General features: G+C 71.2%; 29 protein-coding genes and 1 pseudogene. 16 read left to right on the plus strand and 14 right to left on the minus strand.

The window, feature by feature from the left end:
- The first annotated feature begins 38 nt into the window (after window positions 1–38).
- The 4 genes from A4U64_RS04955 (at window position 39) to A4U64_RS04970 (ending at window position 4,791) form a co-directional block, all read left to right on the plus strand.
- A complete protein-coding gene (locus tag A4U64_RS04955) occupies window positions 39–935 on the plus strand; it encodes a 3-hydroxybutyryl-CoA dehydrogenase (protein WP_006932984.1) in 897 nt (298 codons plus the stop codon).
- 108 nt (window positions 936–1,043) lie between these two features.
- Entirely contained in the window at window positions 1,044–3,329 is a 2,286-nt protein-coding gene (gene metE, locus A4U64_RS04960) for a 5-methyltetrahydropteroyltriglutamate--homocysteine S-methyltransferase (protein ID WP_006932986.1), read from the plus strand.
- An 84-nt stretch (window positions 3,330–3,413) separates the two neighbouring features.
- Window positions 3,414–4,454 carry an NAD(P)-dependent alcohol dehydrogenase gene (locus A4U64_RS04965; protein ID WP_029545250.1) on the plus strand — a complete coding sequence of 347 codons (1,041 nt, stop codon included), beginning with the start codon at window positions 3,414–3,416 and terminating at the stop codon, window positions 4,452–4,454.
- Between the two features lie 70 nt (window positions 4,455–4,524).
- Entirely contained in the window at window positions 4,525–4,791 is a 267-nt protein-coding gene (locus tag A4U64_RS04970; RefSeq protein ID WP_006946450.1) for a DUF4235 domain-containing protein, read from the plus strand.
- Window positions 4,792–4,813: 22 nt separating this feature from the next.
- On the opposite strand, the gene A4U64_RS04975 is transcribed toward A4U64_RS04970, so the two are convergent.
- Both A4U64_RS04975 and A4U64_RS04980 read right to left on the minus strand, forming a co-directional pair.
- The gene (locus tag A4U64_RS04975) at window positions 4,814–5,611 is read right to left on the minus strand and encodes a SigB/SigF/SigG family RNA polymerase sigma factor (RefSeq protein WP_006946451.1); all 798 of its coding nucleotides are present in this window, start codon (window positions 5,609–5,611) and stop codon (window positions 4,814–4,816) included.
- On the minus strand, window positions 5,608–6,039 hold the full coding sequence (locus tag A4U64_RS04980) for an ATP-binding protein (protein ID WP_029545248.1): 432 nt from the start codon (window positions 6,037–6,039) through the stop codon (window positions 5,608–5,610). The genes A4U64_RS04975 and A4U64_RS04980 overlap by 4 nt, the downstream gene beginning before the upstream one ends.
- Window positions 6,040–6,321: 282 nt before the next feature.
- Here A4U64_RS04980 and A4U64_RS04985 point away from each other — a divergent pair, with 282 nt between their 5' ends.
- Window positions 6,322–6,744, plus strand: a complete 423-nt coding sequence (locus tag A4U64_RS04985; protein WP_065922285.1) for an STAS domain-containing protein — start codon at window positions 6,322–6,324, stop codon at window positions 6,742–6,744.
- Window positions 6,745–6,782: 38 nt separating this feature from the next.
- Here the strand turns inward: A4U64_RS04985 and A4U64_RS04990 are convergent, their stop codons facing one another.
- The 4 genes and pseudogenes from A4U64_RS04990 to A4U64_RS27630 all read right to left on the minus strand — a co-directional run bounded on the left by A4U64_RS04990 (window position 6,783) and on the right by A4U64_RS27630 (window position 8,579).
- Window positions 6,783–7,244 carry a DUF4383 domain-containing protein gene (locus A4U64_RS04990; RefSeq protein WP_072635801.1) on the minus strand — a complete coding sequence of 154 codons (462 nt, stop codon included), beginning with the start codon at window positions 7,242–7,244 and terminating at the stop codon, window positions 6,783–6,785.
- Window positions 7,245–7,435: 191 nt separating this feature from the next.
- On the minus strand, window positions 7,436–7,798 hold the full coding sequence (locus A4U64_RS04995; protein ID WP_006946456.1) for a hypothetical protein: 363 nt from the start codon (window positions 7,796–7,798) through the stop codon (window positions 7,436–7,438).
- A 9-nt stretch (window positions 7,799–7,807) separates the two neighbouring features.
- A complete protein-coding gene (locus A4U64_RS05000) occupies window positions 7,808–8,050 on the minus strand; it encodes a hypothetical protein (RefSeq protein WP_029545239.1) in 243 nt (80 codons plus the stop codon).
- Between the two features lie 66 nt (window positions 8,051–8,116).
- Window positions 8,117–8,579 (minus strand): annotated as a pseudogene (locus A4U64_RS27630) (DUF4383 domain-containing protein).
- 159 nt (window positions 8,580–8,738) lie between these two features.
- Between A4U64_RS27630 and A4U64_RS05005 the strand changes: the two are divergent.
- The 3 genes from A4U64_RS05005 to A4U64_RS05015 all read left to right on the plus strand — a co-directional run bounded on the left by A4U64_RS05005 (window position 8,739) and on the right by A4U64_RS05015 (window position 9,634).
- Window positions 8,739–9,002, plus strand: coding sequence for a DUF6480 family protein (locus tag A4U64_RS05005; RefSeq protein WP_065923414.1), 264 nt, complete (start codon window positions 8,739–8,741; stop codon window positions 9,000–9,002).
- An 85-nt stretch (window positions 9,003–9,087) separates the two neighbouring features.
- Window positions 9,088–9,327: a microaggregate-binding protein 1 gene (gene mbp1 / locus A4U64_RS05010; protein ID WP_006946464.1), complete on the plus strand. Its 240-nt coding sequence runs from the start codon at window positions 9,088–9,090 to the stop codon at window positions 9,325–9,327.
- Window positions 9,328–9,436: 109 nt separating this feature from the next.
- Window positions 9,437–9,634, plus strand: a complete 198-nt coding sequence (locus tag A4U64_RS05015; RefSeq protein WP_029545235.1) for a hypothetical protein — start codon at window positions 9,437–9,439, stop codon at window positions 9,632–9,634.
- Here A4U64_RS05015 and A4U64_RS05020 read toward each other — a convergent pair.
- The 3 genes from A4U64_RS05020 to A4U64_RS05030 all read right to left on the minus strand — a co-directional run bounded on the left by A4U64_RS05020 (window position 9,591) and on the right by A4U64_RS05030 (window position 12,530).
- Complete coding sequence (locus tag A4U64_RS05020) at window positions 9,591–10,340, minus strand: PAS and ANTAR domain-containing protein (RefSeq protein ID WP_065922286.1); 750 nt, start codon at window positions 10,338–10,340, stop codon at window positions 9,591–9,593. The two genes, A4U64_RS05015 and A4U64_RS05020, sit on opposite strands and share 44 nt — an antisense overlap.
- A 61-nt stretch (window positions 10,341–10,401) precedes the next feature.
- Window positions 10,402–10,974, minus strand: coding sequence for a type 1 glutamine amidotransferase domain-containing protein (locus tag A4U64_RS05025; protein ID WP_043803302.1), 573 nt, complete (start codon window positions 10,972–10,974; stop codon window positions 10,402–10,404).
- Window positions 10,975–11,042: 68 nt separating this feature from the next.
- Entirely contained in the window at window positions 11,043–12,530 is a 1,488-nt protein-coding gene (locus A4U64_RS05030) for an FAD-dependent oxidoreductase (protein WP_050035641.1), read from the minus strand.
- A gap of 218 nt (window positions 12,531–12,748) precedes the next feature.
- On the opposite strand from A4U64_RS05030, the gene A4U64_RS05035 reads away from it, so the two are divergent.
- Entirely contained in the window at window positions 12,749–13,930 is a 1,182-nt protein-coding gene (locus A4U64_RS05035; protein WP_050035640.1) for a zinc-dependent alcohol dehydrogenase, read from the plus strand.
- A gap of 15 nt (window positions 13,931–13,945) precedes the next feature.
- Here the strand turns inward: A4U64_RS05035 and surE are convergent, their stop codons facing one another.
- The 3 genes from surE to A4U64_RS05050 form a co-directional block, all read right to left on the minus strand.
- Window positions 13,946–14,737: a 5'/3'-nucleotidase SurE gene (gene surE, locus A4U64_RS05040; RefSeq protein WP_006946475.1), complete on the minus strand. Its 792-nt coding sequence runs from the start codon at window positions 14,735–14,737 to the stop codon at window positions 13,946–13,948.
- 4 nt (window positions 14,738–14,741) lie between these two features.
- Window positions 14,742–15,716 carry a PfkB family carbohydrate kinase gene (locus tag A4U64_RS05045; protein ID WP_006946476.1) on the minus strand — a complete coding sequence of 325 codons (975 nt, stop codon included), beginning with the start codon at window positions 15,714–15,716 and terminating at the stop codon, window positions 14,742–14,744.
- A gap of 75 nt (window positions 15,717–15,791) precedes the next feature.
- Entirely contained in the window at window positions 15,792–16,406 is a 615-nt protein-coding gene (locus tag A4U64_RS05050; protein ID WP_050035638.1) for a DUF2231 domain-containing protein, read from the minus strand.
- Window positions 16,407–16,477: 71 nt separating this feature from the next.
- Here A4U64_RS05050 and A4U64_RS05055 point away from each other — a divergent pair, with 71 nt between their 5' ends.
- The 6 genes from A4U64_RS05055 to A4U64_RS05080 all read left to right on the plus strand — a co-directional run bounded on the left by A4U64_RS05055 (window position 16,478) and on the right by A4U64_RS05080 (window position 21,143).
- A complete protein-coding gene (locus tag A4U64_RS05055) occupies window positions 16,478–17,557 on the plus strand; it encodes an NAD-dependent epimerase/dehydratase family protein (protein WP_050035637.1) in 1,080 nt (359 codons plus the stop codon).
- A gap of 35 nt (window positions 17,558–17,592) precedes the next feature.
- Window positions 17,593–18,051 (plus strand): SRPBCC family protein, encoded by a 459-nt coding sequence (locus tag A4U64_RS05060; RefSeq protein ID WP_006946482.1) that lies wholly within the window; start codon window positions 17,593–17,595, stop codon window positions 18,049–18,051.
- Window positions 18,048–19,643 carry a phytoene desaturase family protein gene (locus tag A4U64_RS05065; protein WP_029545221.1) on the plus strand — a complete coding sequence of 532 codons (1,596 nt, stop codon included), beginning with the start codon at window positions 18,048–18,050 and terminating at the stop codon, window positions 19,641–19,643. The genes A4U64_RS05060 and A4U64_RS05065 overlap by 4 nt, the downstream gene beginning before the upstream one ends.
- 89 nt (window positions 19,644–19,732) lie before the next feature.
- A complete protein-coding gene (locus tag A4U64_RS05070; protein WP_006946487.1) occupies window positions 19,733–20,113 on the plus strand; it encodes a hypothetical protein in 381 nt (126 codons plus the stop codon).
- A gap of 120 nt (window positions 20,114–20,233) precedes the next feature.
- Window positions 20,234–20,857 (plus strand): HemK2/MTQ2 family protein methyltransferase, encoded by a 624-nt coding sequence (locus tag A4U64_RS05075; protein WP_006946489.1) that lies wholly within the window; start codon window positions 20,234–20,236, stop codon window positions 20,855–20,857.
- 76 nt (window positions 20,858–20,933) lie between these two features.
- A complete protein-coding gene (locus A4U64_RS05080; protein WP_037201884.1) occupies window positions 20,934–21,143 on the plus strand; it encodes a CDGSH iron-sulfur domain-containing protein in 210 nt (69 codons plus the stop codon).
- Between the two features lie 130 nt (window positions 21,144–21,273).
- On the opposite strand, the gene A4U64_RS28460 is transcribed toward A4U64_RS05080, so the two are convergent.
- A complete protein-coding gene (locus A4U64_RS28460) occupies window positions 21,274–21,429 on the minus strand; it encodes a DUF6131 family protein (RefSeq protein WP_003937495.1) in 156 nt (51 codons plus the stop codon).
- Between the two features lie 166 nt (window positions 21,430–21,595).
- On the opposite strand from A4U64_RS28460, the gene A4U64_RS05085 reads away from it, so the two are divergent.
- Window positions 21,596–22,012 carry a DUF5709 domain-containing protein gene (locus tag A4U64_RS05085; RefSeq protein WP_029545216.1) on the plus strand — a complete coding sequence of 139 codons (417 nt, stop codon included), beginning with the start codon at window positions 21,596–21,598 and terminating at the stop codon, window positions 22,010–22,012.
- Between the two features lie 60 nt (window positions 22,013–22,072).
- Here the strand turns inward: A4U64_RS05085 and A4U64_RS05090 are convergent, their stop codons facing one another.
- A complete protein-coding gene (locus tag A4U64_RS05090; protein ID WP_065922287.1) occupies window positions 22,073–23,086 on the minus strand; it encodes an iron-containing redox enzyme family protein in 1,014 nt (337 codons plus the stop codon).
- Between the last annotated feature and the right edge of the window lie 4 nt (window positions 23,087–23,090).

A 23,090-nucleotide genomic window follows, 5' to 3' on the forward strand; every position in this document is an offset into this window, starting at 1 on the left:
CCCTTTCACGACCCCCCACATGACGAGTAGGAGCTGACGTGACCAGCGAAAAGATTCAGCGCGTCGGCGTGATCGGCGCCGGGATCATGGGCGCAGGTATCGCCGAGGTGTGCGCACGCGCTCATGTCGACGTACTTGTGTACGAGCAGACCCGCGAGCTCGCGGCTGCCGGGCGTGCCCGCATCCTCCGGTCCCTCGATCGCGGTGTCAGCAGCGGCAAGATCACCGAACGGGAGCGTGAGCAGGCCGCCTGGCGGCTGCGCTTCACCTCCGACCTCGGCGACTTCGCCGATCGCCAGCTCGTCGTGGAGGCGGTCGTCGAGGACGAGAAGGTCAAGGCCGAGATCTTCGCGGAACTCGACAAGATCGTCACGGATCCGAACGCGGTGCTGGCGTCCAACACCTCGTCGATCCCGATCATGAAGCTGGGCATCGCCACCACCCGGCCCGAGCGGGTCATCGGCATGCACTTCTTCAATCCGGTTCCGGTGCTGCCGCTGGTCGAGCTGGTCACCACGCTCAAGACCGGCCCCGCGGTCTCCCAGCGTGCGGAGGCCTTCGCCTCCGAGGTGCTCGGCAAGCAGGTCGTCCGGTCCTCCGACCGGGCCGGCTTCATCGCCAACGCGCTTCTCGTGCCCTACCTGCTGTCGGCGATCCGGATGGTCGAGTCCGGCTTTGCCACCAAGGAGGACATCGACAAGGCGATGGTCCTCGGGTGTGCCCACCCGATGGGTCCGCTCGCGCTCACCGATCTGGTGGGCCTGGACACGGTCAAGTCGATCGCCGACTCGATGTACGGGGAGTTCAAGGAGCCGCTGTACTCGGCTCCGCCGCTCCTGCTGCGTATGGTCGAGGCCGGCCTCGTCGGCAAGAAGTCGGGCGCCGGCTTCTACGAATATGCCGACAACGGTCGTGCCGCCAAGAAAGTCAGCTAGGTAGGTAGCACCACACCGCACCTCGGCGCCCGTGTGCCGACAGCACAGCCGTCGCGCTGACTGTCGGGACACGGGCGCGAGGTGCATCGAGGGAAAGGTCGACCCCGAATGGCCAGCACTGCAGACGGATACGGCTCGAGCATCCTCGGGTATCCGCGCATCGGACCCCGTCGTGAACTCAAGCGTGCCCTCGAGGCCTACTGGCACGGCACCGGCACCCGCGACGAGCTCGTCGCGGTGGCCCGCGAGATCCAGGAGTCCACCTGGAGCGAGCTCGCCGCCACCGGGCTCACCCAGGTGCCCGGTAACACGTTCTCCTACTACGATCACGTGCTCGACAACGCGCTGCTGTTCGGTGCGATCCCCGAGCGGTTCCGCCCGCTCGTCGGCGAGCTCGACCCGCTCGACTTCTACTTCACGCTGTGCCGGGGCCGCGAGGACTTCCCGCCGCTCGAGCTGGTCCGCTGGTTCGGCAGCAACTACCACTACCGGCAGCCCGAGCTCGACGAGAACACCACCTTCGCGCTGAACTCGGCGGCGGTGCTCGACGAGTTCGAGCGCGCCAAGGCCCGCGGCATCGACCTGCGCCCGGTCGTACTCGGTCCGGTGTCGCTGCTGCTGCTGTCCAAGGTCTCGCAGACGTCGGAGCAGGACGGGTTCTCCACCCTCGAGCTGCTCGACCGGCTGCTGCCCGAGTACGAGAAGCTGTTCGCGGAGCTCGCGCGCGCCGGCGCCTGGTGCGTGCAGCTCGACGAGCCCTCCTTCACCGAGGACCGCACCCCGGAGGAGCTCGCGGCCTTCGCGCGCGCCTACGACACGCTCTCCCACGCGCCGCTGCGCCCGCGCCTCCTCGTCACCGGCCCCTACGGTCACCTCGGCGAGGCGTTGCCCATCCTGGCCGCCACCAAGGTCGAGGCCATCGGTCTCGACCTGGTCAACGGCCGGATGAGCGCGGAGGAGCTGGCCGCGGTGCCCGGCCTCAAGCGCAAGCGCATCTACGCGGGGGTCGTCGACGGCCGCAACGTGTGGAAGGCCGACCGGCATCGCACGCTCGAGTACCTGAGCAGCCTCGCGGCCGTGACGCCCGACCTGGTGGTCTCCACGTCGTGCTCGCTGCTGCACGTGCCCTACGACGTGCTCGCCGAGTACGACATCCCCGGCGACGTGGCGGACCGGCTGGCCTTCGCCAAGCAGAAGGTGGGCGAGGTGGTCTCGCTCGCCAAGGCGCTGACCACCGGCGCGGAGGAGCGGTGGCGCAAGCCGCCGACGTCGGTGCACTTCAAGCAGAAGCACGCGATCCGCGCCCGCGTCAACGCCCTGCGGCCCGAGCACCGGCGCCGCGTCCCGTACGAGGAGCGGCGCGCCGCGCAGCAGGAGCGGCTGAAGCTGCCGCCGGTGCCGGCGACCACGCTGGGGTCGTTCCCGCAGACGGACGAGATCCGCAAGGCCCGCTACGAGCTGGGCGAGGGCCGCATGTCGTGGGACGACTACGTCAAGCGCATCCAGGAGGAGATCGAGTCCACCGTCCGGCTGCAGGAGGACATCGGCCTCGACGTGCTCGTCCACGGTGAGCACGAGCGCAACGACATGATCCAGTACTTCGCCGAGCTGCTCGAGGGCTTCGCCACGACGCACTTCGGCTGGGTGCAGGCGTACGGGTCGCGGTGCACGCGCCCGCCGATCCTCTACGGCGACATCGTGCGGCCGAAGCCGATGACGGTGGAGTGGATCGCGTTCGCGCAGTCGCTGACCGACAAGCCGGTCAAGGGCATGCTCACGGGCCCGGTCACGATGCTGGCGCGGTCGTATGTGCGTCAGGACCAGCCCCTGCACGAGACGGCCGACCAGTTGGCGCTCGCCATCCGCGACGAGATCGCCGACCTCGAGCGGGCGGGCATCGCCATCATCCAGGTCGACGAGCCCGCCATCCGGGAACTGCTGCCGTTGCGGCAGGACGGCCGGGCCGAGTACCTGGACTGGGCGGTCGACGCGTTCCGGCTCGCGACCGGGGGCGCCAAGCCCGAGACGCAGATCCACACGCACCTGACCTACTCCGGTCAGGCGTCGGTGGTCGACGCGATCGAACGGCTCGACGCGGACGTCACGGCGATCGTCGCGACCCGCTCGATCCGCTGGGTGCTCGAGGCCATCAAGGACAAGGCCCTCACGCACGGTGTCGGCCCCGGCGTCTACGAGAGCCGATCGGCGCGCATCCCCGACATCGACGAACTCGACGAACTGCTCAGCACCGCAGCGGAATCCGTCGAACTCGACCGCTTGTGGGCGAATCCGGACGGCGGGCTCAAGACCCGGCACTACTGGCAGCTCGAGCCGTCGCTGCGCAACCTCGTCGCCGCCGCACGTCGTCTGCGGCGACGCGCGGCCGGGCAGTAGGCCGGCAGGCCGCGCCCGTCGACGCGCACCTGCGGACAGCCCCCGCGGGTGCGCGTCGTGTCGCCGGCCGGTAGGCATGTCTGCATGACTACCGTTGCCGCGTACGCCGCCACCGCGGCGGACAGCCCCCTCGTCAAGACCACCATCGAGCGGCGTGAGCTCGGTCCGCTCGACGTGCTCATCGAGATCAGGTATGCCGGGATCTGCCATTCCGACATCCACACCGCCCGCAACGAGTGGGGCGGCACCCGCTACCCCGTCGTTCCCGGGCACGAGATCGTCGGGGTGGTGAGCGCCGTCGGCGCCGAGGTGACCAGGCATGCCGTCGGCGATCGCGTCGGCGTCGGCTGCTTCGTCGACTCGTGCCTCGCGTGTGAGGCCTGCACCAGCGGCGACGAGCAGTACTGCACCAGCCGGGTCACCGGCACCTACAACGCCGTGGGCCGCGACGGCGAGGTGACCCAGGGCGGCTACTCCACCCACATCGTCGTCACCGAGCACTTCGTCCTGAAGATCCCCGACGGTCTTGCGCTCGACGCCGCGGCGCCGCTGCTCTGCGCGGGCATCACCCTGTTCTCTCCGCTCCGGCACTGGGGCGCCGGACCGGGCAGGAAGGTCGCCGTGATCGGGATGGGCGGGCTCGGCCACGTCGGCGTGAAGATCGCCGCGGCGATGGGTGCCGAGGTGACCGTGCTGGGGCACTCGCCGGCCAAGCGGGAGGACGGGCTGCGCTTCGGCGCCGTCGACTACCGCGCAACGACCGATCCGCAGACCTTCGAGGATCTGCGGGGCACGTTCGACCTGATCGTCAACACCGTTTCGGTGAACCTCGAGCTGGATGCCTACCTGTCGCTGCTCACCCGCAACGGCACCCTCGTCGAGCTGGGCCTGCCCGAACACCCCCTCACGGTCCGGGCGTTCTCGCTCGCGCAGAACCGGCGCAGCCTCGCCGGTTCCATGGTCGGCGGCATCCCGCAGACGCAGGAGATGCTCGACTTCTGCGCCGAACACGGCATCGGCGCGGAGATCGAGGTCGTCTCGGCCGACCGGATCAACGAGGCGTACGACCGCGTCGTCGCGAGCGACGTGCGCTACCGGTTCGTGATCGACGCCGCCACCATCTGAGCCGGGCGGGCAGGTGTGAGACCGCGGCGGCCGGGTACTCCCGCCACGTATCTCGAGACGTGGAGGAAATGTGAAAAAGGCGTTGTACCGGCCCGTGAGCCTCGTGGTGAGTTCCCTGGCGGGCGTCGCCGCCGGCATGGTGTTCCGGAAGGTGTGGGCGCTCGGCGCCGGCCAGGACGATCCGCCGGAGGCCATGGACAGCCGCTTCGGGTGGCGGGAGGTGCTGGTCTCCGCCGCCGTGCAGGGAGCGATCTTCGGTGCGGTGAGCGCGGCGGCGAACCGCGCGAGCGCGGTGGGCTTCCGCCGCGTCACCGGCACCTGGCCCGGGAAGGAATGACGACGCCCGGGGCCTGCGGGTCCTAGAAGCCCTCGCCCAGTTGTTCGCGCAGCTGGGCGAGGGTTTTCGTCAGCAGCCGGGACACGTGCATCTGGGACACGCCGACACGTTCGGCGATCTGGGTCTGGGTCATGTTCCCGAAGAACCGCAGCAGCACGACCGTGCGCTCACGTTCCGGCAGCGCAGCCAGCAACGGGCGCAGTGCCTCGTGGTTCTCCACGTGCGCGAGCGCGGCGTCATAGTCGCCGAGAGTGTCCGCCAGGGTGACGCCGTCGTCCCCGGCCGGGGCCGGACGGTCGACCGAGACCGCCTGGTACGCGTTGCCGGCGACGAGGCCCTCCGCCACCTCCTCCGGATCGAGGTCCAGCTCGGCGGCGAGTTCAGCAGCCGTGGGGGCGCGGCCCAGGCGCTGTGACAGTTCCCCGGTCGCCTTGCTCAGCGCCAGATGCATCTCCTTCATCCGGCGCGGCACCCGCACCGCCCAACCGGCGTCGCGGAAGTGCCGGCGCACCTCGCCCATGATGGTCGGAACCGCGAAGGACACGAAGTCCGAGCCCCGCTCGGGGTCGAAACGGTCCACGGCGTTGACCAGGCCGAGGCGGGCGACCTGCAGGAGGTCGTCGAATGCCTCGCCGCGGCCGTCGAACCGGCGGGCGATGTGTTCCGCGAGGGGCAGGCATCGTTCGACCAGGCTGTCCCGCAAGACTCCGCGCGCGGGATCGTCCTCGTCGAACGTCACCATTTCCTCGAAGAGGGGGATGACGTCGGCGTATTCGTCGGCGGCTCGGCCGCTGCGCCGTTGGGCGCCGGTCCCCGTCACAGAACAGCGCTGCTGTCGGTCAGGGACACGTCGATCGTGGTGACGGAGCCCTCGTCGGATTCGTCCACGTTCACCTCGACCGAGTCGGCGAGTGCGTTGAGCACATGCCAGCCGAAGGTCCGCGAGTCCGCCGTCAGTCCGCCGTCCACCGTCGGAGCGGACGCGCTGATCCGCAGTGCCGGCGGCATGGCCTGGAACCGGCACGACAACGTTGCGCCCTGCGGGGCCCGGGTGATCAGCCGGGTGCCCGCCTCGTCGATCGCGAGCTTGACGTCGGCCACCGCGTCGAGGTCGAAGCCCTGCTGCAGAGCGATGGCGGCAGCGACCGCGCGCAGGACGGGGAGCTGGCCTGGTTCCGCCCGTACCCGCAACTCCACTACGGGGTGGGTGCGTTCGAGGGCCGAGTCGATCGATGCCGTGTTCGCCATGTGTGTCGTTTCTCCGTTGCGGCAGGTGGGGGCCCGGGCGAGCGGGGGTTCCTGGCGAGACTACCCGCGGCGCGGGGTTCTCAATCATGCGGAAACGCGCGCCGCCGGGGCGGCGCCGCGCCAGGTCGATCCGCCCTTTGCGGTGCCGCAGGGGCTGCCGTAGGGTATGGGTGAGGTTGAGCACACAGCCTGACTCGGAGGCGCCGCACATCCGCGGTGACCGGTGTCGGTGCGGTCCCCGCTCTGTCGACGCTTCCATCCTCTTTCCACGATGGGAAGCTCATGTCTGTCGTTTCTCAGCGCAAAGTCACATCGCTGTGGGTCACCCGATCGGATCGCTCACCGGTCTCCTTCCATACGTCCGCCGGTGCCGATTTCTCCACGGAGAGAATCAGTTCCGGCCTCGTCCGGGTCGCCGTGGCGGGCGAGCTCGACATGCGCAACGCCCCGGCGTTGCGCAGCTACGCCGGCGACCAGATGCACCCGTCGTCGCGCCTGGTGCTCGATCTTTCCGACGTGGAGTTCTTCGGGTCGGCGGGCCTGACCGTGTTCGACGAGCTCGACACCTTGGCCCTGCGCCGAAGTTCCCGGTGGGCCCTCGTGGGCGGACGGCCGGTACACCGGCTGTTGCGGGTGCTCGGCGACCCCGTCCACGCGCACGCCTCGCTCGAGAGTGCGATCCACGCCCTGCGGGTTCCGGCCTGATCCGGCTCTCCCGAAGCGAACCCCCGTCGGGGCGCGGGTCACACCGGCTTCGGCAGCTTCGGCGGGCGGTTGCCGCGGGGATCGACCGCCAGGACGAGCAGCAGCACACCCAGCACCAGGTGCAGCCAGTTGTCGGCCGCGTTGACCGGCACCACGTTGGCGTGGCTGTCGTGGCCGAGGACCATGCCGAAGGCCGACAACGCGAGGTACCCGGCGCCGCCCGCGATCAGGTAGATCCGCGACGCGCGGATCCCTCGGGCGGCGAGGATCCCCGCCGCCCCGTAGGCGAGGTGCAGCACGTTGTGGGCGATCGAGACCCGGAACAGGCCCAGCAGATGCGCATTCGACTCCTGCCCCGCGAGGGCCATCGAGCCGTACCCGCTGGTCAGTCCGGGCACGAATCCGAGCACCCCGATGAGGAGGAATACGATGCCGATCGCGAAGGCGTAACCCTGGATCCGGGTGCGCTGCACCCTGGGATACGGGCTGGATCGGATCATCGTTCCTCCATCGGGGTGCGCGGGGCACCGCGCCCCGGGACGCAGGGATAGCCCGGGCGGGTCGCCCCGAAACCCCCGGGCGGGTCGCCCCGAAACCCCCGGGCGGGTCGCCCCGAAACCCCCGGGCGGGTCGCCCCGAAACCCCCGGGCGGGTCGCCCTCGAAATCCCGTCCGGTCGTCGTCTGAGCGGTTCAGCCCCCGACGAGGACGCCGGACGAGATCGACCCGTACACCAGGGTCAGAACCATCAGCCCCCAGCCCGTGCCGTGCCAGATCGGCCACGTCCCGCCCGAGCGCCACACCCGGTAGGTCTGCACGAATGCACCGACGGCCCCGAGGAGCAGGATCGCCGTGGGGCCGACGGCCAGGACGAGCCGCGCAGGGTCGGTGCACACGAGGAATTCCTCGTCGGCGCATCGGTCACCGCTCGCGGCGGCCCAGATCACGACCGCCGCCATCAGCAGCAGGGCGGCGGCGACGATCACGGCCGCGTACCGCACCGCTGCGCGGGCGGCGCGCGGGTCCCGCCATCGCTTCTCCACATCCTGCGTCACAGCACCTCCCTACGCCCGGTCGGCGCGGTCGGTGAGCGCAGCCTGACCCGATTGCCGGGCGCAGTGCGCGCAGCAATACATGGTGCCGTCGGCCTCGACCCCGTGCCCGAGAATGCGGCAACCGCAGTGGGCGCACTGCGGGGCCATTGCCTGTGCGGCACACTCGAAACTGTCGAACGTGCCCGAGACGTCGCCGCGGGTGACGGTGAAGGTCTTGTCGTAGTCGTTGCCACAGGTGTCGCACGTGGTCATCACGGTCCTCCTCTCCGATATCTGTCCTCCGGATCGGGTGCCCCACCCTCGGTCACGTCAAACGGCTCACACCGTCGTCGCCGGCCGGATCCGCGGTGCCGCCAGGCCGAGGCCGAGCATGGTCACCGCCACGCCGAGGTGCAGCCAGTTGTCCGCATCGTTGACCGGCAGGACGTTGGCGCTGCCCTCCGGCCGGACGATCAGCCCGTACAGGAACAGTGCGAGGTAGATCAGGCCGCCGACGATCAGGTACCAGCGCGCCAGATCGGCGCGCCGCGACCACGCCCGCCAGACCGAAGACCAGATGCACCACGTTGTGCAGGACGGACACGGCGAACACGCCCAGGAGCAGGGCGCCGGACTCGTGGCCGAAGGCCAGTTCGTCGTAGTTGCCCGTCACCCCGGGGACGAAGCCGGCGATCCCGACGACCAGGAAGAGCGTGCCTGCCGACAGTGCGCCGAGCTGGACGATCGAGCGGGTGCTCTCCGGCTGGCCGGCGCGCTGGGCGGGCTCGAGTGGTTCGGTCATGACCCGCGCATACCCCGTACTGCCCGCTTCAACCTGGGCGGTGCGGCGGTTTGGCCGAAGACTACGCCGGGAACTCGATCGGCGGTGGGCCCCATGCTCCGGCCGCGCCCCTCGGCGAGTTCCCCGGGGCTGCAGGCCGCCGAGAGAAAGGAGTGGGCGATGAACACCCCCGATCCGCGGAACGTCCCTGACCCACACGCGCATCCCGGCACCGATCCCGAGCCTGCCCGCACCCCCGATCTCGAACCCGGCGGGGGTGTGGCACCGGGCTCGACACCACCCGACTCGGGCTCGACCTCCGGTCTGTCGGCCCCCGAGCCGCGGACGCGGAACCGATTCCCGCCCACGGGGATTCTGACGATCGGTGCGATCGTGCTGATCGTCGTCCTCTTTCTCGTGGTGATCGTGGGGATTCTGATGTAGGTGGCGCAGTCCTGCACGATTTGCCGGGGTGCCGGCGGGGTACCCATGGTTCGCAAGTGAGGAACGCCGACTGAGGGAGAGTCGCATGGCAGAGAACACGAGCGGTCCGAGCGAAGGCGTCAAGGGCGTCGTCGAAGACGTCAAGGGAAAGGCCAAGGAGGCGACCGGCGCCGTCGTCGGCAGCGACGAACTCACCCGCGAGGGACGGGCCCAGCAGGACAAGGCCGACAGCCAGCGCGAGGCCGCGAAGAAGGAAGCCGAGGCGGAGAAGGCACGCGCCGACGCCGAGGTCGACGAGGCGCGCCAGCGCTCGCATCAGCAGTGAATCCGCATCAGCAGTGAATCGGTGACCGGCCGCGCAGGCGGTCGCGCCGTCGTTCGTCCACGACCCGGGGGCCGTTCGGCTCCCGGGTCTTCGCCCCGGAGGAGGAGCGATGCGTATCCTGACGTTCGTTGTGCTGGTGTGGCTGGTGATCGGTGCGATCGCCGCCGGGCAGCGGGGGTACTTCACGGAAGCCGAGCAGAGCTGCGCCGACTTCGCCACCGTCGCGGTGACGGTGATCGCGGGGCCCCTCAACTACGCCGGAGTCAATCCGAAGGTGGAGTGCGAGCTTCCCCAGCCGAGTCCGTGACCGGACCCGCGGGCTGCCGCGGCGCCGAGATCCGCTCGTGCGCGGTCATGAGCAGATGGTCGAAGGCGGTGCGAAGCGTTGCCGGTGCGTCGAGTCCGGTGGTGACGTCCCGGACGAGTTGCTCGGCGAGCGTGCGGAGCTTGACGTTCGACTCCTGGGACCGCCAAGCGAGGATCTCGAAGGCGCGGTCCGCCGGAATCCCGTAGACCGCCATGAGCATGCCCTTGGCCTGTTCGATGACCGCACGGTGGTGCGCGAGCGCCGAGACCGCCTCGTCGACGCTGTGCCGGACCTCGTCGTCGTACGCGTCGGACAGGTCCAGGTAGAACCCGGCCGTGCCGATCACCCGCCCTCGCTCGTCGAGCAGGCGGTCGCCGATCACGACGACGGGCCGGACCGTGCCGTGCGTGTCGATGATGCGGTGCCGGCTGCTGAACGGCTCGCCGTTGCGCTGCAGGGCGCCCAGCATGGCCGCGACGTGGTCTTTGTCCTCGGGGTGCTTGTGCTTGAGCAGCAGGTCGGTGGTCGGCCGTACGGTCCCCGGAGCGTACCCGTGCATCCGCGCCACGTCGTCCGACCATTCCCACCTGTCGTCGTCGATCAGGTAGCGGAAACTCCCGACCCGCTGCGGCTTCCCGCTCGCGAAGACCCGTTCGAAGGCGTCGTCCACCGGGGTGTCGCCGGCGTCCACGATCGGTTCCCTCATGCAACGATTATGCCTCCGGTGACGGGCACTACCGCTGCGGGATCGCGTGAGGTGAGGGGATCTAGCCGGCGTGTTGCTCGGCGTTCGCGAACACTTCGACGAGGGTGGCGCAGAAGGCGGGCAGATCCCTCGGATTGCGGCTCGACACCAGGTTCCCGTCGACGACCACTTCCTCGTCGACCACGTTCCCGCCCGCGTTGCGGATGTCCGTGCGGACGCTGGGGTAGGACGTCAGCGTCCGCCCCCGGACCACGTCGGCCTCGACCAGCGTCCAGGGGCCGTGACAGATCACCCCGACGGGCCGGCCCGACTCGACGAAGTCCCGCACGAACGCCACGGCGGCGGGATCCTGGCGCAGATGATCGGGGTTCGTGGTACCGCCGGGCAGGATCAGCGCGTCGAAGTCCGACACCGACGCCTCCGACACCACCTGGTCGACCGGGTGCCGGCCGGCCGCGTGCACGTCGGACTTCATGGCCTGGATCTCGCCGGGTTCGAGCGACAGCAGGCGCACCGTGCCGCCCGCCTCCTCGACCGCCCGGCGCGGCTCCACCAGCTCGACCTCCTCGACGCCGTTCGTGGCGAGGACGGCGACCGTGCGTCCCGCCAGCCGGCCGTTCCCTGAAGCGCTCATCGCGAAGTCGTCCTTTCGTCGTGGGAAGGTTCCCCGATCGCGTACCCGAGGCCGGCGACCGGCAAACGTCACTCCGGTGCCAGATCCCGGGTGGCAGGGCCTTCGAGCAGGCGCCCGTCCGCGGCGAAGCGGGAGCCGTGCAGCGGGCAGTCCCAGGAGGCTTCCGCGTCGTTCCATCGCAGCACGCCACCGAGGTGGGGACACACTGCGGACACCCGGTGCGTGGTGCCGTCGACGGTGCACACCCCGACCGGGCGGAGCTTCTCCCGGCGTACCGTGCCGCGGCCCTCCGGCGGGGACGCGCCGTCGCCGGACAACTCGGCCCGCACCCATCCGCGCGTCATCTCCACCGCGACCGCGGCATTGAGCCGGGTTGCTGCCGGAAGATCGAAAAGCTGTGTGGGACTCCAAGCCTGGAACGCCGACCCCCATTCCGGAGCCGGCTCGCCGAGAATGCGGGCCGACAGCAACCGCGCCGCCGCCACCGCGTTCGTCATGCCCCACTTGCCGTAGCCGGTGCCCACGAGCAGCCGATCGTTGCCGGGCAGCAGCGGGCCCACATACGGCAGGTGATCGAGCGTCGCATAGTCCTGCGCCGACCAGCGCGCCACGGTCTTCGCGCCCGGGAAGTGGCGGCCCGTCCACGCCACGAGATCGTCCGCGGCGCCCCGATGGTCGTGTGCACGCCCGACGGTGTGGCCGTTGCCGCCGACGAGGAAGTACCGCCCCCCGTAGGCCGTGCGCAGCGACCGCGTCGGCGAATCCACCGACAGATACATCCCGCTCGGAATGTCGCCCGGTACCTCGAACGCGGCCGCGTACGACCGCTGGGGCTCGAGCCGGGCGAAGAACCCGCCGCGGTCGAGGATCGGCGTCCCCGTCGCCAGCACGATGTGCCCGGCCCGCACCTCACCGTGATCGGTGACCGCGACGCATCCGTTCCGGTCCGAGCGGACCTTCCGGACCCGGCAGCCGGTGAACAGGGCGCCGCCGCGCTCCCGCAGTTCGCGGGCCAGTTCGTGCAGCAACGGCATCGGATCGATCTGCGCCTGATCCGGCAGCGTCACCGCCGCGGCCACGGGGTACGGCAGTTCCGTCTCCGTCGTCATGCGGGCGTCGAGACCGGCCGCGCGGCAGGCCTCGTGCTCGGCGCGCACCGTGGCCACGCCCTCCTCGCCGGCGCTGTAGGTGAAGGCGGCCGCGGATTCGATCGGCAGGCCCCGCTCCCGGCACAGCTGCACCACCCACCGTTGCGCCTCGAGGTTGCCGGCCACGTAGTTTCGCAGGACGTCGCGGGAATGGCCTCTGGCGATGCTGGAGAGGGTGCTGCCCTGCAGCAGGCTGATCTTGCCGGTGGTGTTGCCGGTGGTGACGGCGCCGACCGTGCGGGCCTCGAGGACGGCCACGCGGTGTCCGGCGCGCGCGAGCAGGAGGGCGGTGGCCATGCCGGTGAGGCCCGCGCCGACCACCACGGTGTCGAAGCGGGCCGGGCCCTCGGGCCACGGCGTGTCGTCGGTGCGGGCGGTGTCGGTGCGGGAGAGCCACAGTGAGGTCACCTGTGAGGGATGCCCCGTGCCGCGCCCGGGAAACCCGCGCTGGTCACCGGTCCTGCGCCGGGCCGGTCGAGGTTTGCGCCCCGTCGTGCGGGGTAGGCGGTACCGAGCCGGCAGTGCGTCATGGTGCCGGTCCGGCAGTGCGTCATGGTGCCGGTCCGGCAGTGCGCCGCGCAGTCCACGACGAGAGGTGCCCGGACCACCGGGCGGGAGGATCGGCGATGAAAGCAGTGACATGGCAGGGCAAGCGGAAGGTGAGTGTCGACACGGTCCCCGACCCGAAGATCGAGCAGCCCACCGATGCGATCATCCGCGTCACCACCACCAACATCTGCGGTTCGGATCTGCACCTGTACGAAGTGCTCGGTCCGTTCATGTCGCCGGGGGACATCCTCGGCCACGAGCCCATGGGGATCGTGGAGGAGGTCGGTTCCGAGGTCACCTCGATCAAACCCGGCGACCGCGTGGTCATTCCGTTCCAGATCTCGTGCGGCGGTTGTTTCATGTGCGGGGACGGCCTGTTCTCCCAGTGCGAGACCACCCAGGTCACCGAGCAGGGCACCGGCGCGGCGCTGTTCGGGTATTCGAAGCTGTACGGGAGCGTGCCCGGTGGCCAGGCGCAGTATCTGCGTGTGCCGCATGCGGATTCGACCCACATTTCGGTTCCGGAGGGGCCGCCGGACTCGCGGTTCGTCTACCTGTCCGACGTGCTGCCCACCGCCTGGCAGGCCGTGGAGTACGCGCATGTACCCGACGGGGGTTCGGTGACGGTGCTCGGCCTCGGGCCCATCGGCGAGATGGCCGGACGGATCGCCGTGCACCGCGGCCACCGGGTGATCGGTGTCGACATGGTGCCCGAGCGGCTCGCGCGCGCCGCCACCCGCGGCATCGAGACCATCGACCTGAAGGAGGCCGGGAACTCGCTGGGCGAGATGATCCGCGACCGCACCGGCGGCCGCGGCACCGACTCGGTGATCGACGCGGTCGGCATGGAAGCGCACGGGTCACCCGTCGCCACCGCCCTGCAGACCGCGACGGGGCTGCTGCCGTCCGCGTTGTCCGCGCCGCTGATGACCCACGTCGGTGTCGACCGGCTGCACGCCCTCTACACCGCGATCGACGTGGTGCGCCGGGGCGGCACCCTCTCGCTCAGCGGCGTGTACGGCGGCATGACCGACCCGATGCCGATGATGACCCTGTTCGACAAGCAGATCCGGCTGCGGATGGGTCAGGCGAACGTCAACCACTGGGTGCCGCAGATCATGCCGCTGCTCACCGACGACGATCCGCTCGGAGTGGACACCTTCGCCACGCACCGGTTGCCGCTGTCGGACGCCCCGCACGCGTACGAGATCTTCCAGCGCAAGCAGGAGGGCGCGATCAAGATCCAGCTCGAGCCCTGACCGGTGCCGCCGGCGTCACACCAGGTCGGCCGCGGTACGCGGCAGATCCGCGGTGTCGACGTCGGCGGCCTCGAATGGGGAGCGCAACGCCGTCGCGGTCGCCCAGCCCTGGGCGAGCAGGCCCGCGTCGGTGTCCTCGGCCTCGTCGGCCCGGATGTCGCTGAAGGTCACGGTGACGTACTGGCGCTCCCCGTCGTCCGGGTCCTGGTCGGTTTCGCCGATGTCGGCCTGCACGGCGCCGAACGCCGCGAGCGGTGCCGTGCGCAGGCCGCGCAGTTCGCTCAGCGGGATGTCGGGCACGTTGACGTTGAGCACCGTGCCGGGCGTGCCCTGCGTCAGCACCCACTGCAGGGCGTGCCGGGCGACGACCTCGGCACCCTCCCAGTGCTCGTGGACCGAACCGGACAGCGAGACCGCCAGGGCCAGGCTGCCGTGGTTGGCTCCGGTGAGCGCCGCGCCGACCGTGCCGGAGTGCAGGATCGCGTGGCCGGTGTTGGGGCCGTGGTTGATTCCCGACAGGACGATGTCGGGTTTGGGGCCGAACGCCCCGTACATCGAGACGAAGGCGATCAAGGCCGGCGACGCCTCGACGGCGAGCACCGTCGTGTCCGGCAGGTCCGGGAACGCCCGCGGCGCGACGACGAGCCGGCCGTCCTCCTCGAGTGCGCTGAGCGACGCGCTGGCGCCGCTGCGCTCGGCATGGGGGGCGGCCACCACCACGTCGAGACCGGCGTCCACCGCCACCCGGGCGAGCACCGAGATGCCGTGGCTGTCCACCCCGTCGTCGTTGACGATCAGCGCTCTCACGTTCCTACCTCCCGCTCTTCCCCTTCGCGAACGGCCGGACCTCGACGCTCTCGGCGACCTTGTCGACGAGTTCTCGCTGTCCCGTGGCCAACCCGTGCCGCGTGACGTTGACGGCGCCCGCCGCGGCACCGAGCTGCAGGGCTTCGACCATCGTGGCTCCGGCGGCCAGCGCGGCGCCCATCCCGGCGGTCATGGAGTCGCCGGCGCCGCGGTGGTCGGCGATGTTCAGCGGCGGCGCGACGACTTCCCACAGCTCGCCGTCGACGAGGGCGAGGGCGGGGTCGCCGGCGCGGGACAGCACCACGTTGCGGGCGCCCTGCGAGACGAGTTCCTTCATGGCCGCGGTGAGGTCGTCGACGTCGTCGGACTTGGCCCTGCCGTCCTCGAGGAGATCCTCGTGACTGACCTTGAGCACGGCGAGACCGCCCTCGAGCGCCGCGGTCATGGTGGGGCCGGACAGGTCGGCGACGACGGGAACACCCAGGGCGGTCAGGTCGGCCGCCAGCCGGGTGTAGACGTCGTGCGGCACCGCCCGGTCGGAATGCGGGCCACCGAGCAGCGCCACGTCCGCCTCGAGGCCCTCGGCCAGCGCCGCGCCGAACAGGTCGTCGGCCTCGTGCCGGTTGAGCGTCGGCGGCGGAACCTCCACGATCTCCTCACGCTCACCCCCGCGGCGGTCGTGCACGTACGAGCCGTTCTGGCCGGCGGTGAACACCGATCGCACCGATACGCCTTCCCGTGCGATGAGATCGCTGACGACGGGGCCGGTCTCGCCGCCGAAGGTGCCGCACAGCCGCACCTTCAGGCCGAGTGTGACCGCCATGCGGGCGATCCAGAAACCCTGCCCGCCGGCGTGGACGTGCAGTTCCGGGACATCCGACGGCGACGACTCGATGGTGACGGTGAGCAGGGGAGTGGGTGCGAAGACGAAGGCGGAGGGCGCGCTGTCGTCGTTGCCGTCTCGGGGAGCGGGGTTCATGCATGTCCTTCGAAATGGGGAGGAGACGGCGCCCGCGGTGGCGGACGCGCGGTTCGCGTTGCGGTGCGGCCTCGCTCAGGCCGTATCGCCGGGGGAGTCGGCGAGGACGGGATCGTAGACGGGGGCGTTCGGCACCTCGGGCGGGCGCACATTGGCGCCGAGCGAGTACGCGAGGTGCCCGCCCAGCAGGCCGCCCAGCCCGATCAGTATGGTGCCAGCGGCGCTCAGCGTCACCGCGCCGGCGGCGCTACGCGTCACCGCGCCGGGACCGGAACTGCGGCGGCGCTGGCGGTAGGACAGGGCCATGAGGGCTGCTCCGGCGCCGTTGACGGCCGCGTGGATCAACCCCACCCGGCGCTGCACGGTGTCGGTGTGCACCCAGTCGACCCAGCCGGCCAGAACCGTCGGCGGCGTCGCCAGCAGACCGAGCCCGATCAGCCGCCGCGCGGTCTCGGGTTGTCGCAGGGCGTCGAAGACGCCGGCCGCGGTCCACGCCCCGATGGGGACGGCCACCAGCGCCGGGTGCAGCGGGTGGCCCACGGGAGCGCCGTGCAGCACGGCCCCGATCGGGCTGTCCGCCAGCCGCCCGACCTGCTTCCGCAGCACCTCGGCGGGACCGTCCAGCCACGCCGCCGACTCCGTCCCGGAATACAGGATCTCCATCTGCGAGTCCGTCATGCCCACGGGCATACCCCGCCCCGACCGGGTGAAACCTGCCAGACGGGTGTACGACGCAGATCGGCGGGGTATCTCCTGCGATCATGAGACAGCGCATCGTGATCACCGGCGCCAGCGGCAACGTCGGCACCGCCCTGCTGCGGCGCCTCGCCCGGCGATCGGAGCCGCCGGAGATCGTGGCCGTCGCCCGGCGCGTGCCACCGCCCACCGACCCCTACGACGGCGTGACCTGGCACAGCGTCGACCTCGCCGCACCCGGCGCCGAGACCGGGCTGCGCCCCCTCATCGAAGGGGCCGACGCCGTCGTGCACCTGGCCTGGGGTTTCCAGCCCTCGCACCGGCGGGACTATCTGCGCCGGACCGGAGTGGACGGCACCGCCGCCGTGATCGGGGCGACCCTCGCCGCCGGCGTCGGACACCTGGTGCACATGTCCTCCGCCGCGGTGTACGCGGCCGGGGCCTACGGCCGGGCGGTCGACGAGTCGTGGCCCGCGACCGGCATCGAATCGTGCGCGTACAGCGTCGACAAGGTCGCGGCGGAGCGGCTGCTCGACGAGCGGATCGAGGGCGCGGCCGCGGCGCCGATCGTCACCCGTTTCCGGCCGGGCTTCATCGGCCAGTATGCGGGCGGCAGCGCGCTGCGCCGCTACGCGGTGCCGGGATACGTGCCCGACGTCGTGCTCCGTCACCTGCCGTTGCTGCCCGTGGACCCCGGAACTTCGATCCCCGCCGTGCACGCCGACGACGTGGCCGCCGCGCTCGATGCCGCCCTGGAGCGGCGGGTGCCGGGCGCGTTCAACCTCGCGACCCCCGAACCGCTGCGTGCGGGCGACATCGCCGGGGCGTTCGGGGCCCGTGCGATCCCCGTACCGCGGCAGGTGCTGCGGGCCGTCGTCGAGGCGACCTGGCAGGTCCACCTGCAACCGATCGCCGGCGGATGGATCGACCTGGCCTACAACACCCCGATGCTCGACTGTGACCGGGCCCGCCGAGACCTGGACTGGGCACCGACCGTTCCGGGCCCCCAGGTGTGGCGCGAGGCCATCGCGGGTATGCAGGCCGAGGCCGGCACCGACAGCCCGGTCCTGCGCAGTCGCGGGCCGCTCGAGACGATGAGCGTCCTGCTCGGCCGCGGGACCGTCGGGCGCCGCGTGCCGCCGTGACCACTCGCGGCGGAGCGACGAGAGAGGGTATCGGGATGAGCGAAACAGCGCAGCGCGACACCACGGCGACGCCGCAACAGGTGTGGGATGTCCTCGCCGACGGCTGGTCGTACGCGGGCTGGGTGGTGGGCGCCTCCCGCATCCGGGCCGTGGACGACGCGTGGCCGGCGGTGGGCAGCCGCATCCACCACTCGGTGGGGGTGTGGCCCGCCCTGCTGAACGACCATACCGAGGTGGTGGAATCGATCCCCGGAAGGGAGCTGAAGCTGCGTGCGCGGGCGTGGCCGGCCGGGCAGGCCGAGATCACCATGCGCCTGCACGAGCGGCCCGGGGGGTGCCGGATCGAGATGGCCGAGAAGGCCGCCGCCGGCCCGGCTCAGTTCGTACCCGGTGCGATCCAGGCCCGGCTGGTGCTGCCGCGCAACGTCGAGTGCCTGCGCCGGCTCATGCTCATGGCCGAACACGCCACGGAGCCGAAGGGCGTCGGAGAGTGAGCACCGAGACCGTCGACGCCGTCGTCGTCGGCGCCGGCCAGAACGGCCTGACCGCGGCGGCCGTGCTCGCCGACGCCGGCTGGGACGTCCTGGTGCTCGAGGAGCAGCACGAGATCGGCGGCGCCGTCCGCACGGCGGAACTGCATCCGGGCTTCCGTATGGACCTGTTCAGCGCCTTCTACCCCCTCGCGGCGGCGTCCCCGGCGTTCCGCGCGCTCGACCTCGCGTCGCACGGGCTGCGGCTGCGGCGGGCGCCGCGGGTGTACGGGCACGCCGCCGGGCCGGACGACGAGGACGCCGCGGTGGTCTACCCGGACGTCACCGAGACCGCGGCGGAACTCGAACGGCGCCACCCCGGCGACGGGACCACCTGGATCCGCCTGGCCGAGCAGTGGAAGGGCATCCGTGAGCCCTTCCTGAGCACCCTTTTCGAGCCGTTCCCACCGGTGCGCGGCCCGGCGGGGCTGATCCGCCGGCTCGGCACCGCGGACGCACTGCGCTTCATGCGGATGCTGGCGCTGCCCGCCCGCCGGATGGCCCAGGAACTGTTCGGCGGTGAGCACGCGCGGCTGCTGCTGCTGGGCAACGCCATGCACGCCGACACCCCCGTGGACTCGGCGGGCAGCGGAATCATGGGATACGTCCTGACCATGCTCGCCCAGGACGTCGGCTATCCGGTGCCCGAGGGCGGCGCCGGGGAGCTCGCGGCGGCCCTGGCGCGGCGCGGCGAACGCAGCGGGGCCCGGATCCTGTGCGGCCGGAAGGTCACCGGCATCGAGGTCGGCGGCGGTGTGGCGACCGAGGTCCGCACCGAGCAGGGGGAACGGTTCCGGGTACGGCGCGCGGTACTGGCCGACGTGTCCGCGCCGGCACTGTTCGGTTCGCTCCTGCCCGCGGACGCCGTGCCCGCCGCGGTCCGCGACGACCTGCGGCGCTTCGAGTGGGACACGCCCGTGGTGAAGGTGAACTACGCGTTCGACCGGCCGATTCCGTGGCGCTCGCCGGCGCTCGCGACGGCCGGGACCGTCCACCTCGGCGCCGACGCCGACGGTCTCGTGCACTGGTCGGCCGACCTCGCGACCGGCCGCGTCCCGGAGCATCCCTTCATCATCTTCGGCCAGATGACCACCACAGATCCCGCCCGCTCGCCGGAGGGAACGGAAAGCGCCTGGGCGTACACGCATCTGCCGCGTGGTGTCGCCGACGACGCCTCCGCGGAGGAACTCGCCCGGCGCGTCGACGCCGAACTCGAGGCGCACGCGCCGGGGGTGCTGAGCTCGGTCGTGCACCGCAGCGTGCAACGCCCGCGCGACCTCGAGGCCGCCAACGCGAACCTCGTCGGGGGGGCGGTCAACGGCGGCACCGCCCAGATCCATCAGCAGCTCGTGTTCCGGCCGTTGCCCGGCTTCGGTGGTCCCCGCACGCCGGTCGAGGGTGTGTACCTGGCCGGCTCGTCCACCCATCCCGGCGGTGGCGTCCACGGGATGTGCGGGTGGAACGCGGCCCGGGCGGCCCTGCGCGACCACGGCGTGGGCGGCAGGGTTCGGCGGCGGCTGAACGGGGCGATCTCGGACGTGCTGATGCGCAGCTGAATTCCCGGTGCCCTTGCCGAACGCGGAGATTCACACGTTTCGGGGTTGAGCGATTCGCCGACGGGGTATCAGAAGTCATGGGAACGCCAGTGGGAACACCGATCCGGCAGGTGTACAACCCTTCCCTCGTGCCGCGGGCGCTGCGCGAGGTGGAAGGCGGAGTCGCCGCAATCGCCGCGGGCATCTGCGTGATCGCCGCCGTCGGCGTGGGTGTGCTCTCCGCTTCCGCCGTCACGGGCATCGGGGCCGGACTCGCCGTGGCGGCGGGACTGTCGTTCATGCTCGGTTCGCTGGCCCCGACCGGGGCGGCGCCGGCCGGCGCGCGCCGGGAGCCCGACCGTGCCGGGCCCTCGTTGTTCCGCAACCGTCCGGACGGCGCCGCGGCTCCCGCATCGCGGCGCACCGCCGTCACCGCCTTCCGCCCGCACCACGTTTCGGGCGGCCGCTTGGAGGGGTACTCCCACGTATGACAACGACGTCTCGCCCGGAGTCCAACGTGTCCCTCGCCCGGTCCACCCACGGGGGTCGTGCCGTCGCAGCCGGGGTCCGGTAACGTGCCGGCGCCCAGGAGGGTGTGGCGACTGCCCGGTGTGTACCGCCCGCAGGAGGATTCGCATCTGCTCGCCGGCGCACTCGATCGTGCGGCGGCACCCCCCGGCGCCAAGGTGCTCGACTTCTGCACCGGCACAGGGTTCATCGCCGTGTCGGCGGCCATGTCCGGTGCCGGGTCCGTGACGGCACTGGACATCGCTCCCCGGGCGGTCCTCGCGGCGCGTATCAACGCGCGGTCGCGGCAGCTTCCCATCCGGGTCCTGCGCGGCGGACTGGACGAAGCCGACCGGCACGGACCGTTCGACGTGGTGCTGTCCAATCCGCCCTACGTACCGCACGCAGCCGGGGACGGTGACGCCCGCTGGGATGCCGGTGCCGACGGGCGGGCGGTGCTGGACCCGCTGTGCCGGAGCCTGCCGAACCTGTTGTCTCCCGGCGGTTTCGCTCTCGTCGTGCATTCGGAGTTCTCCGGGGTGGACGAGACGCTCGTCCGGTTGCGCGACGGCGGTCTCAAGGCCTCCGTCGTGGCGCGTCGCCGGATCCCGTTCGGGCCCGTGATGCGCAGCCGCGCCGGGTATCTGCGGGCGCGTTACGAACTGCCCGCGGGCGTCGACACCGAGGAAGTGGTGGTGATCCGTGCCGATCGAACACACTGCCCGTGAAGTAGCCACGGACGGCAGCCCCCGGGACACGTCTTCCGGGGGCGTCGCTGTGCCCGGCCTGTGCCCGGGACTGCGGGTGGAGGGTCCCGCGGGGGCGGAGCCCAGGGTCGTCCGCCTGGTCCGCGGCGGTCCCGTCCTGGTCGAGGGCCCGGTGCGCATCGTGACCGAGGACGGCGACGAGGTGGAATCGGACCGGTTCGTCGTCGCGATCTGCCGGTGCCGGCGCAGCGAGCGGTACCCGCTGTGCGACACCAGTCACCGCCGGTCCCGGCGCGATCAACGCTGAGAGCCGCCGGTTCCGGCGGGGTGCCGGTCGTGCCGGGTGCGCACGACGCCGGTGGACAACGCGGGGCGGGCGGTTCCCGAGAGGAACCGCCCGCCCCGCAACGCGTTTACGCGTCGTCACGCGTCATGCGTCAATACCAGTACTTCCGGCCGCCGACAGCCCGGCCCGTCGCTCCGAGGATCGCCAGGATTGCGCCTACCACCAGGAGAATGATCCCGAGCGTCCACAGGATAGAGATGTTGGTGAGGAAACCCACCACGAGCAGAATCAAACCCAGAATGATCATGAGTGTCACCTCGCTGTCGGTGCCCGTTGCCGGTCGGATCCGGGCCGTGCACAGGGGATACCCGCATCGGATGTGCCGAAACCTCGCGAACCACTCGTGGTGGGAAGGATGTGCACTTCGCGTCGATCCGTGGCGCGCGGACGGCGCCGGTGGCATTGTCGGGTGCATGCCTACTTCGGAGAACCCCGGGGACAGCGTCCCCGGCGAGTACAGCGTCGACGACGAGGACCAGTTGCAGCCGGAGGATTCCCTGATCGACCGCGGTGTCGACGACGTCCTCGACGAGGGATTCTCGCCGATGGAACGACCCGTCGGCCTCGAACGCCACGAGACCTTGGACGAACGGCTCCGCGAGGAGGAGCCCGAACGCGAGGACGACGAGGGGGAGAACGAGTTCCGCAGCTCCGTCGCCGAGGCGGGCCGGGCGCGCGCGGGACGCCTCGTCGCGCCGGACGAGGGCACCGCCGAGGACGTGGATTCCGAGCTGTTCGGCACGGACGTAGGGATCGACGGGGGCGCGGCCTCCGCCGAGGAAGCGGCCGTCCACCTGATCGAGGAGGAGGAGCCCGACCGGCAGGACTGAACGGCGGCCGCCCGGCACCCGAGAACTCGGATGCCGGGCGGCGATCGGCCGGAGGGACGCTCAGACGGCTCCGGCGCCGAGCAGGGACGACTCGTCGTCGTTCCACCGCTCGAGCACGTAGGCGGCGAGCCGGCCCTCGAGGTATTCCATCGCCTCCGCGCCGAACGCGATGTCGCCCGCGCAGCGCGGATCCCGTTCCACCAGATCGCCCACCACGTCGTAGCGCAGCACCTGCTCGTGCACCGCGTCCGCCTCGATGTGCTCGGTGTAGAAGTGGATGCAGGCGCTCGGCGCGCCGAGGCGTTCGAGGCCGCGTGCCATGCGGCGCGCCATCGGGGAGGAGGTGATCTCCGCGGAGGCGAACAACCCCACGAGCTTCGGGGTGTGTGCGCGGTGCAGCCCGCACAGGGACATGAAGTTCACCGTCGCGAGCGTTTCCGCCGGCACCCGGTCCAGATACGCCAGGTATCCCGGGTCGAGTCCGGCCGCGGCGAGCAGGTCGAAGTAGAGGGTCGAGTGCATGCGGTCGGCCCGGCCGCCGCCGTACTCGTCGAACTCCACCGCGACGAGCGCCGCTTTCGCCCGGCCCGTGAGCCGGGGGATGGCGAACGAGTGCGGGTCGGCCTCCTTGAGGTGGTAGACGGACCGGTGCACGAAGAACTCGCGCACCTGCTCCCAGGTGCCGCGTTCGCAGATGTGGTGGGACACGCCCCACGCGTCCTCGGGTTCGCGGCACAGGTCGTCGAGCACCCGCTGGGGATCGTTGCCCGAGGGCACGTCGGCGTGCAGCCGGTCCAGGAACAGCCCCTCGAGGCCGGCCCGGACGGTCAGCGGGCCCGGCGCCCATTCCCAGCCCGCGTCGACTCCGTCGAACCCGCGGTAGGACAGTTCGTACAGCACCGTCAGGGCCAGCTGGGCGTCTTCGCCGTAGGGGTCGATCCCGGCCACCTCGATCGGCCAGATCGCGGTATCGGCCGGACGCGCGAGCCGCTCGATCACCTCTCGGGAGACAGGGCCCCGGGCCCGCGGAAGGGCGGAGGACTGCATCACGACGGTCGGCGAATTCGCAGGCATGTGC

This window comes from Rhodococcus sp. WB1, assembly GCF_001700945.1.
Classification (GTDB): Bacteria; Actinomycetota; Actinomycetes; order Mycobacteriales; family Mycobacteriaceae; genus Rhodococcus; species Rhodococcus aetherivorans.